At 37.1% G+C, this 6,407-nt stretch carries 13 protein-coding genes; 2 read left to right on the plus strand and 11 right to left on the minus strand.

Annotation, left to right across the window (positions count from 1 at the left end; all coding sequences use genetic code 11):
* The first annotated feature begins 9 nt into the window (after positions 1-9).
* Entirely contained in the window at positions 10-750 is a 741-nt protein-coding gene (locus tag ACI3E5_RS06165) for a DUF4145 domain-containing protein (protein WP_375360053.1), read from the plus strand.
* A 13-nt stretch (positions 751-763) separates the two neighbouring features.
* On the opposite strand, the gene dcm is transcribed toward ACI3E5_RS06165, so the two are convergent.
* The 5 genes from dcm to ACI3E5_RS06190 are packed head-to-tail and all read right to left on the minus strand — an operon-like array spanning position 764 to position 3,668.
* The gene (dcm, locus tag ACI3E5_RS06170) at positions 764-1,684 is read right to left on the minus strand and encodes a DNA (cytosine-5-)-methyltransferase (protein WP_375360054.1); all 921 of its coding nucleotides are present in this window, start codon (positions 1,682-1,684) and stop codon (positions 764-766) included.
* Positions 1,685-1,724: 40 nt separating this feature from the next.
* Positions 1,725-1,967, minus strand: a complete 243-nt coding sequence (locus ACI3E5_RS06175) for a hypothetical protein (RefSeq protein WP_498855856.1) — start codon at positions 1,965-1,967, stop codon at positions 1,725-1,727.
* Between the two features lie 53 nt (positions 1,968-2,020).
* Positions 2,021-2,515: a hypothetical protein gene (locus ACI3E5_RS06180; protein WP_498821088.1), complete on the minus strand. Its 495-nt coding sequence runs from the start codon at positions 2,513-2,515 to the stop codon at positions 2,021-2,023.
* Between the two features lie 14 nt (positions 2,516-2,529).
* On the minus strand, positions 2,530-3,474 hold the full coding sequence (locus tag ACI3E5_RS06185; RefSeq protein WP_498821090.1) for a site-specific integrase: 945 nt from the start codon (positions 3,472-3,474) through the stop codon (positions 2,530-2,532).
* Positions 3,474-3,668: a hypothetical protein gene (locus ACI3E5_RS06190; protein WP_498821092.1), complete on the minus strand. Its 195-nt coding sequence runs from the start codon at positions 3,666-3,668 to the stop codon at positions 3,474-3,476. The genes ACI3E5_RS06185 and ACI3E5_RS06190 overlap by 1 nt, the downstream gene beginning before the upstream one ends.
* Positions 3,669-3,767: 99 nt before the next feature.
* On the opposite strand from ACI3E5_RS06190, the gene ACI3E5_RS06195 reads away from it, so the two are divergent.
* Entirely contained in the window at positions 3,768-4,448 is a 681-nt protein-coding gene (locus ACI3E5_RS06195) for a hypothetical protein (RefSeq protein WP_498821094.1), read from the plus strand.
* Here the strand turns inward: ACI3E5_RS06195 and ACI3E5_RS06200 are convergent.
* From ACI3E5_RS06200 to ACI3E5_RS06225, 6 genes are all read right to left on the minus strand, one after another.
* The gene (locus tag ACI3E5_RS06200; RefSeq protein WP_375360058.1) at positions 4,426-4,596 is read right to left on the minus strand and encodes a hypothetical protein; all 171 of its coding nucleotides are present in this window, start codon (positions 4,594-4,596) and stop codon (positions 4,426-4,428) included. The genes ACI3E5_RS06195 and ACI3E5_RS06200 overlap by 23 nt on opposite strands.
* Entirely contained in the window at positions 4,586-4,816 is a 231-nt protein-coding gene (locus tag ACI3E5_RS06205) for a hypothetical protein (RefSeq protein ID WP_498821096.1), read from the minus strand. Before ACI3E5_RS06205 ends, ACI3E5_RS06200 begins: the two co-directional genes overlap by 11 nt.
* A gap of 150 nt (positions 4,817-4,966) precedes the next feature.
* On the minus strand, positions 4,967-5,344 hold the full coding sequence (locus ACI3E5_RS06210; RefSeq protein WP_375360060.1) for a hypothetical protein: 378 nt from the start codon (positions 5,342-5,344) through the stop codon (positions 4,967-4,969).
* The gene (locus ACI3E5_RS06215; RefSeq protein WP_375360061.1) at positions 5,304-5,606 is read right to left on the minus strand and encodes a hypothetical protein; all 303 of its coding nucleotides are present in this window, start codon (positions 5,604-5,606) and stop codon (positions 5,304-5,306) included. Before ACI3E5_RS06215 ends, ACI3E5_RS06210 begins: the two co-directional genes overlap by 41 nt.
* Before the next feature lie 4 nt (positions 5,607-5,610).
* A complete protein-coding gene (locus ACI3E5_RS06220; RefSeq protein WP_269924015.1) occupies positions 5,611-6,111 on the minus strand; it encodes a Holliday junction resolvase RecU in 501 nt (166 codons plus the stop codon).
* Positions 6,086-6,407 (minus strand): hypothetical protein (locus ACI3E5_RS06225; protein ID WP_498821099.1); only part of this gene is annotated, 322 nt, incomplete at its 5' end. The genes ACI3E5_RS06225 and ACI3E5_RS06220, both read right to left, overlap by 26 nt.

Raw genomic sequence — 6,407 nt, forward strand, 5'->3', positions numbered from 1 at the left:
GTGATCGTTTTGGAATACATACAATATGATGATATATATGGAGAATATCCTTCTCAGCAAGGAACTACCCTCGGTATGAACTGCCCACATTGCAATGTTTTTGTTGCTCAAAATTGGACAAGTGAGTTTTATTTCCGTCAAGAAAATCCCGATCAGTTTCAAAGAGAAGAATTTAAACGAATTGTATTCGATCAAGACACTGATTTTACGCCAAGTGACTATTCTTATGTTTTTTCTTTAGTATGTCCGTCTTGTAAAAACACCAGTATTTGGATTAAAAATCCCAAAAGAAATGAGTCGGAGAGCCTAATATTTCCTAAAGTCAACAAAAATTCAGTTGAACCAAATGTTGATATGCCGACTGACATAAAAAAGGTGTTTATTGAAGCATCGACTATAATAAATGACTCACCCCGAGCATCTGCAGCTCTGTCACGTCTCGCTATAGATATGCTTACGAGTAAAATTACTCCAGAGGGAAAAAATTTGAATGACCGAATTAGGTTGATTGTCGCTTCAGGAATGCTCACAGAGATTCAACAAGGGTTAGACATTGTCCGTGTTGTAGGAAATAATGCAGTTCATCCTGGAGAAATAGATCTATCAGATGACAAAGAAATTGCGAAGTCATTACTATCAATAATAAATATTATTGTAGATAATCAAATTTCACAGCCCAAACGTATTTCTGAAATGTATGGAAACCTTCCTACTGGAGCATTAGATGCTATAAAGAAGAGGGATCAATAAATCGGATAGCTAACTAAATTAGTGCTTCAAACAGACTTTCAAAGATACCAACCGGAATACTATTCCCAGCTTGCTTATACATTGGCATTCGAAATCTTCCGTTTCTCTCAACAGTTGAAGCAGCAGAAAAAAAATCATCGTCTGAATAGCCTTGTAGCCTCCAACACTCCAGTTCAGTAAGATATCTAAAACGATCTTTTCCACAGTCAACAACTTGCGCTGGTGTCCGATCCTGTCGAGTTGTGATCGTGTATGCATATTCTTGAATCACTGTTGCTCGTTTGATGCCTGTCTTTCCGATTACAGAAAGAACACTAGGCTGTGTTACATCGTAGATTGGATCAACTTGATCATTGGACAACAAAAACTCCTTGATATCTTTCATAGGTTTTTGTTTCAAGATCTTGAAGTTAAAAGGTTCTTGGTTAAGAATCGAAATCGTGAACACACGCTGCCGTGCTTGTGGTAGTCCAAAATCACGTGCATCAAGCACTTCAAATGAATTCGAATAACCTAGGTTTTCCATTTCATCAAGATAACGATTGAAATTTTTTCGCATAGGTTTGTATGTCACGCCTTTTACATTTTCCCAAATCACAATTTTTGGCTTCCATATGCCCATATCACGTATGATTTTAATTGTTTCCCACATTAAGCTAGACTTAGTTTCTGATCCTTCATCAGCGCCCTTTTGGCGACCAGCAATGGATATATCCTGGCAAGGCGAGCCGTGGATCAAAATATCCGCTTTAAGATTCCAATTGACGACTGATTGAGTTTTAAAAGGTAGCTCGTTTGCAAATATAGCGTTGTAACTATCAACGGCTTTCTGATCAATCTCCACATAATCAATTGACTTAGTCGGGATCCCTAAATTTCTCAATGCAATTCGAGGGCTGCCAATACCTCCGAAAAGTTCTAAAATTTGAAGCACTAGCTTCACTCCTTAGTTGTTTATTTTGGTGGATTACTGACTATTCAACACCTAATTTATAAACACAGAAAGTATCTTCATCTTCACTTTCTGCCTCCATCACTACCGCCTTTAGTCCATAATCTAGATATTCATGATTGACCTCTGCATCAAAACCATCACTTCGTTTAGACTTTACCCAGTCATCAAGCCACTTAGAAGCCGTTTCCTTCGATCCAGTCGCTTGAATTTTTTCAATTCCATTATCTTCTTTGACCGCTACATAGATTATTTCTTCATTCATCATTAATCCCTCCTAGTTGGTAATATCTGTCGATTATTGACCGATACAGTTTCTCATAAACTGTGATTTTTAAACTTCTTTTTCCTCAAATCATACGGCACCGGATCACAATCAATCTCATTATCAATCAAAAATTTCCTCAACGAATCGACATTGATGTTTAGCTCTTTTGCTATTTCTGGTCGATAATATCCCAGCCTGGCCATCTCAATAATCCTTGCTCTATGAGCCGCAATCGGTTTTATGGTTTTCAAACCTAACATCGATTTTCTAAGACTTACAGCTGCTGGCGTTCGGTTCAATCTTTCTGCTAGCTGAAGATTATTCATAACCAGGTAATTATTTTTTAGAAATTCATCTTCTTTCTGGGTCCACTTCTTTTTAATGTACGGCACATCTTTATTCTTTCTTCTCAGGTTAACCAACCTATAAACCGTAGCTGCTTTTGTGCGATTTAGAAATTCGGCTGCGTCTTTAATCGGCGCATCACCATCGTAGGCAAAGTACTCCAAATAGATATCATCATCTTCCGTCCATTTTTCAGCCATTCAGAATCACCTCGTTATGCGATCTGCATTAGTACAGACATCATCTTTTCATCATCTTTCTTTTTCAATTCATCTAAAATATGGGAGTAGGTGTCTTGTGTAACACCGACATCTGCATGCCCTAATCTCGCTGAAATAGTATTGATTGATACGCCTTCTGCCAGCAAAACGCTTGCGTGTGTGTGCCGCAGCGCGTGTAGGCTTATTTCTGTTATACCCAAGGATTTACACTTAGCTGCCAGAAGGTTGTTATACGTCGAATTAAACTGCCTTTTATACTGGCCGTTTTCAAGCTTTTCAATAAAAATTGGTTCATTTGAATCCAAGTGTTCAATCAATGGCTTAAATTGACCGACTATTTGCCAATCGATCGCAATCGTTCTTATGCTGCTAGGTGTTTTGGTTTTCATGAAACCTTTGCCATACCTATAATCCCATGTCTTGTTTATAGTTAATTCGTTCGTTTGCCAGTTAAAATCAGCTGGCGTTAGTGCTAACGTTTCCGCAAATCGCATTCCGGTCTTAGCCGATAACAAAATGAACCAATCGCGATTTAAGCCATGATGCAGATCTAGGGATTTCAACAATTTGGACAACTCTTCTTTTTGTAAGAATTTTTGTTTTTTCTCTCGTGGCTCTTTACCTTTGATCACTGTCCGGTAAGTCGGGTCTTTCTGTAAAAGTCCATCGTGGAAAGCGTCTAATATGCACCCTTTAATCTGATGATGAAAGTCAACAGTTGTTTGTTTTTCGTGCGTTTGCGAAAAGACATTGATGATACGTTGATATTCTCTACGGTCATTTAGTTCGTCCATTGTCAACGTTGGGCAGATGCTCCTTAGATGTTTAGCACTGTTGTAATACTTTTCTAAGGTTACTTTTGCAATAGCCCCAACTTTATACGTTTCAATCCATTCGTCATAGTAATCACAGAACAACGTTTTCTTTTTTTTAGCCATCAGTTCACCCCATCTCGCATTAATTTTGCGATTTTATCAAGATTCTCCGAAGCTAAATTTCTCACTAATGGAGTTTGACCGCATGCTGCAATATCTTTCAATTCATCTATCATTTTTGAGATAGCTCCTAAAGCGGCGTTTGCTATATAAATATCCAGACTTTCGTGTTGTGTCCTAATATGATGTTTACTCATCAATATCCCCCTATTCCGCTATTTCTTCCGTTAGTAAACTTCATAATATTTTCTTTTTTATTTGGTATAATGAAAAAAAGTATCTTCAGGAGGTTTATCATGTTAAGCTACTCTTTTTTGAATACCGAATTATATTTTGATACTAATAGCCAATCTGAATTTGTTCATTTTTTTCATTTGTTCTCTAATTTTTACCCCATTTTTAATAATCATATGTCCGTAGTTTCAAAAGATACATTATCTATTGTTAATCCGACAAAAACTGGACCTGTGTATTTTAAAGAATCTCAAGTTATCTTTTTAGCTGTCGAACCTAGTGTCTGGAACGACACACAATTTGTTTACCAAGCATCTCATGAACTTTGTCACTACTTTATTGAGAGCGATAAATCACTTATCATGAAATGGTTTGAAGAAACAATTTGCGAGGTATCATCTTTATTCTTTTTAAACAAGATGAGCGAGTATCATCAAAGTATTGGTGATTTGCAAAATTCATTGCGATACAAATCTTATCTGACAACCTGTATATCTGAAGTTGAACCGTTTAATATAAACTCTAATATCACTTTGGAACGTTATGATAGAAAAAAAGAAAGATACTTGGCTACTTTGCTATTACCTATCTTCGAAAAACATCCTTTACTTTGGAGAGAAATTCCAAGTTTGATAAACAGTAACCCAAAAAACTTTGTTGAGTTACTTATTAATTTTGAAAAGATGGTACCCATATATCTAGACGAAGCCAAAAGGGAATTTACTGATCTTTTCCCGAATTGATATTATTGAAAGATATCGAAACAGGCGGACTTCCAGTAGGACCTTTGGGATCTTGATGACCTACTTCGACTGAGGCTTTCGCTTGTTTCATTTTGTATTGTATTTCTTCTAGCTCTTTTAACTGCTCCTTGGTATTATCATGAATCATACTTATCCTTCCTTATCTCTTTCGTTAAACCATTACATTCTTCTTTGTAAAAATCTTCATCACCTGATTCTTGCAAATTTGCTACTAAGAAATCAGCTCGATCAGCATCAAATTCACCTGCTGCATCTTTGCGATCAGTCCAGCACAACATTGTCCCGGGAAAATATGCGTAAAGCTTATCGCTCGCATCCTCCATCACAACATAGTATTTTTTATCCAAATTATTCCCTCCTAACTAACAAATTTTTGATGCGACAACTTGAGTTCCTCATCGCCGATCATTGAATATTTAGAGCATTCAACCGTTAGAATGTTTTTCAATCTCTTCAACTGTGAGCCATCGAACTCTTTTTCAATTTCAAGTAAAATCTTATTGATCAACTTCTCTTGCAATGGCATTACTCCAATCCTTATAGCGGTAAGTCCTTCCTTGTTTATCTTCATAACCATAACGTAATAAATCGCTCATCGTTCGATTTGCTTTTTTACACTTCCGACATACGTCTTTCCGAGTACCTGTGAAAATCACTTCACCTTTGTATAGAACTTCAACAATTCGCAAATGGGATTGCTCCCCTCTCCAAAGTTCAACACGCAATGCTTCTCGCTCTTCCTCGCTTATTGGATCAATCTCTCGATCATCAAGGTTAGAAAGATAAAGCAATCGTTGTAGTTTTAAAGCACGTTCTCTGTGACGCTTCTTTTTTTCATGTTCTTTCTGCTTCATTGCCTGTTGATTCTGTTTCATGTTGATCACCTCCTGCATCTGCTGGCTTATACACATATTCATAAGGTTCCCACTTCTTATTTCCGAGAAGGCGATAGTACTTCCCTGCAAGTGTAATAATAAAATGATAGGTATCTGCCTTTTCCGGAACGTAACATCTTGCATAGTATTGGCGGTAATTCTTGGGATTGTTAGAAAAATACTCAACCGTCCATCCTCGTACCTCGCAAAACATAGTGAATTCGACACGTGCTACTTTGAAACTGGTTATTCTTTCATCCATAGGATCACCAATTCGTTTTATTCAGAAAATCGATGTAGCCCGGCGTAGCAACCTGATAATCTTCCAATTCTTCTTCAAGAATGTACTGACGGCCATATTTTTCTTTCATGTTCTGCCAATCACTCCATGGGATAAACCCAACGGTCTTTTTGATCATGCAGCAAACACCTGCCATCGCTCCTAATTTTTGATGGAGATCCAACAAGGCCGCCTGATTTTGTGTGATCACTGATTTTTTTAATCGATCCGTTGTAGTCATCTTTGCTTCAAAAACAATGGCACGTCCATCCCAGAGAGTGCCTTTATAATCTGGTTGAGCTTTCCCGATCGGATAAACGATCATTCTGCCATCGCCGAGTATCTGCTTCACACGAAAAGGTTCAGGTGTTTTTTCAATTAAAGCAATTTCTTTTGTTCTGTAATACCAACAACCTTGATCAATCATTTTTTCAAAGATATCGCCCAAATCATTGTTGACTCTATTTTGGTAATTTCTTGAAGACATCGTTTCTACCTACTTTCTGCATTAGTTCAGAAATAAATCCTTCTTTGTCATTTTGACCAAATGTATCTAGTGTTCTACGGTAAATGCGCTCATAGTGTGCTTTATCTTCAAAGCAAACGAATTGTGAATACCGGTCACTCTTAACTATTCCTGTGTATGCTGAATGATCAATTAACTTGTTTGATGCAGCATCGCAAACTTGCTGATTTTGAAGAAATCGGATTTCCTTTTCTTCTGATTTGATTTCCAATGTTTTAATACATGGAGAAAATTTCCCTTTGTTTTGATCATCAATG

This window comes from Candidatus Enterococcus avicola (assembly GCF_047470845.1).
Classification (GTDB): domain Bacteria; phylum Bacillota; class Bacilli; order Lactobacillales; family Enterococcaceae; genus Enterococcus_D; species Enterococcus_D casseliflavus.

Excerpts from the sequence above, each read along its gene's own strand:
- ACI3E5_RS06175 (WP_498855856.1), bottom strand. The coding sequence starts at position 1,967 with ATGAATGAAGAAATAATCTATGTAGCGGTCAAAGAAGATAATGGAATT.
- ACI3E5_RS06180 (WP_498821088.1), bottom strand. The coding sequence starts at position 2,515 with ATGGCTGAAAAATGGACGGAAGATGATGATATCTATTTGGAGTACTTT.
- ACI3E5_RS06185 (WP_498821090.1), bottom strand. The coding sequence starts at position 3,474 with ATGGCTAAAAAAAAGAAAACGTTGTTCTGTGATTACTATGACGAATGG.
- ACI3E5_RS06190 (WP_498821092.1), bottom strand. The coding sequence starts at position 3,668 with ATGAGTAAACATCATATTAGGACACAACACGAAAGTCTGGATATTTAT.
- ACI3E5_RS06195 (WP_498821094.1), top strand. The coding sequence starts at position 3,768 with ATGTTAAGCTACTCTTTTTTGAATACCGAATTATATTTTGATACTAAT.
- ACI3E5_RS06200 (WP_375360058.1), bottom strand. The coding sequence starts at position 4,596 with ATGATTCATGATAATACCAAGGAGCAGTTAAAAGAGCTAGAAGAAATA.
- ACI3E5_RS06210 (WP_375360060.1), bottom strand. The coding sequence starts at position 5,344 with ATGAAACAGAATCAACAGGCAATGAAGCAGAAAGAACATGAAAAAAAG.
- ACI3E5_RS06215 (WP_375360061.1), bottom strand. The coding sequence starts at position 5,606 with ATGGATGAAAGAATAACCAGTTTCAAAGTAGCACGTGTCGAATTCACT.
- ACI3E5_RS06220 (WP_269924015.1), bottom strand. The coding sequence starts at position 6,111 with ATGTCTTCAAGAAATTACCAAAATAGAGTCAACAATGATTTGGGCGAT.